The sequence below is a fragment of the Prevotella sp. P4-67 genome (genome assembly GCF_002251325.1).
GTDB lineage: Bacteria > Bacteroidota > Bacteroidia > Bacteroidales > Bacteroidaceae > Prevotella.
Genome location: NZ_NPJL01000007.1, coordinates 1 through 1,751, shown reverse-complemented (window position 1 = coordinate 1,751; position 1,751 = coordinate 1). Strand labels below are relative to the sequence as shown.

The following is a 1,751-nucleotide window of genomic DNA, read 5'->3' as shown; positions in this document are numbered from 1 at the left end:
CCTAAAACAAAAGTGTATGAGAACAAAAGTAAAACGTGAAAGAGATCGTGTCCTAAATGAAGCGACAGGTCAGTATGAATGGGTATGGGTAGAATCCACTCGCTACATTCATGATGAAGAAGATCGAGTACTTGCTGCACTTGATTTCCTTAAAGGCGAGAATACGCCTGAGGAATTAGTTGAGAAACATCATATTTCCAACATTCAGGTGCTGTTTTCTTGGGTAGGTCGTTATCTTTCTGAAAATCGTTTAGTATCTTTGCAGGAGAACAACGATGACACTATGGCAAACAAAAGTAAAGACGAGCAGATCAGAGAATTGAAAGCAGAGCTCAAGAAAGCAAGAAAAGAGGCAGAACTAGAGAAACTACGTGCCCATGCCTACGACACAATGATTAACCTTGCAGAAGAACGATTCAATATTCCAATAAGAAAAAAATCTGGCACCAAACAGTAAGTCTGCTCCGCGAAGAGTCTTCACCAGCATCGATGAATACCCTTTGCAGGCTGTTTGGTTATAGCAGACAGTCGTTCTACAACCGTGAAGATCCAGACAATGACTTTGTCGATAATGCCTTAGAAACCATGATCGTGGAGAAGGCCAGAGAATACCGTAAGGATAACCCTGGACTTGGTTGTGCCAAACTATACCTCATCGTCAAACGCTTGTTTGAATCCACTGATCGTATGCCTGGACGAGATGCGTTCATAGAATTGCTCCGTGCCAATGGATTGATGGTGCAGTTGAAAAGACGTCGTCACTACAAGACAACTGACTCCAGTCATCATTACCACAAGTATGACAACTTGATAAAGGATGTGGTTCCCATGCGACCTAACGAAATATGGGTCAGTGACATAACGTACATAGAAACAACTGAGGGTGTGTGTTACTTGTCGCTTATCACGGATGCCTATTCTCATAAGATTGTGGGATGGGCAGTAGGACCGACCTTGGAAACCATATACCCATTGGAGGCACTGCGTATGGCACTGGCAACAATTGACGATGAAACAGCATCCCGTCTCATCCATCATTCTGATAGAGGAAGCCAGTACTGTAGTGCTGCATACGTTAAGGAGCTAAAGGCACATAATATAATGATAAGCATGACCCAAAGCGGTGATCCTCTCGAAAATGCCATTGCAGAACGCGCCAATGGCATCATCAAAACAGAATGGCTCTACAAGATGAGCATACCGTCAATAGAGAATTGTAAGGAAGAACTGACTCGTATCATACGTTTCTATAATACAGAACGTCCGCATATGAGCATTGGATACAAGACTCCCGAAACGGTACATACAGAAGTTGGAGAACAAAAAAGGTGTTGGTGCAATCCATGGAACAGACCTGCTACCACAGGCAGCTGATAGGTTTTTCTTAGCCATACAGCATCTCCTAAAATAATGGGCGCTGCCCCGAAAGACAACGCCCATACCACTATTTCAGTGTGATGCAGAAACCTATTGCTGGCGAGTTGCTCCTCAGCAGAGCTCGCTTCCTCTTCGGCTTCTGACAGCAAAATTACGAAATATTTTTATTTCTTGCACTAATCAAAGGAATAATCATTAACTTTGCAATTGGAATGCGAGAAGGTAGTAAAGCAAATCAGTTTACTGATGAAATCTTGTAAAACAAATCAGTTCAACTAACAGAACTTGTAAAGTAAAACAGAGAACTGAATAAAAGTAGTAAACCTAATTAGTTAATCGCATCCAATTCTGTCAACTAATTTTAGGAATAGTCA

At 42.0% G+C, this 1,751-nt stretch carries 2 protein-coding genes; both read left to right on the top strand.

The window, feature by feature from the left end:
- The coding region (locus tag CIK92_RS00510) for a hypothetical protein (protein WP_216822210.1) at positions 1–457 on the top strand (457 nt) is incomplete at its 5' end.
- Between the two features lie 32 nt (positions 458–489).
- A complete protein-coding gene (locus CIK92_RS00505) occupies positions 490–1,374 on the top strand; it encodes an IS3 family transposase (protein ID WP_094387794.1) in 885 nt (294 codons plus the stop codon).
- Positions 1,375–1,751: the final 377 nt, after the last annotated feature.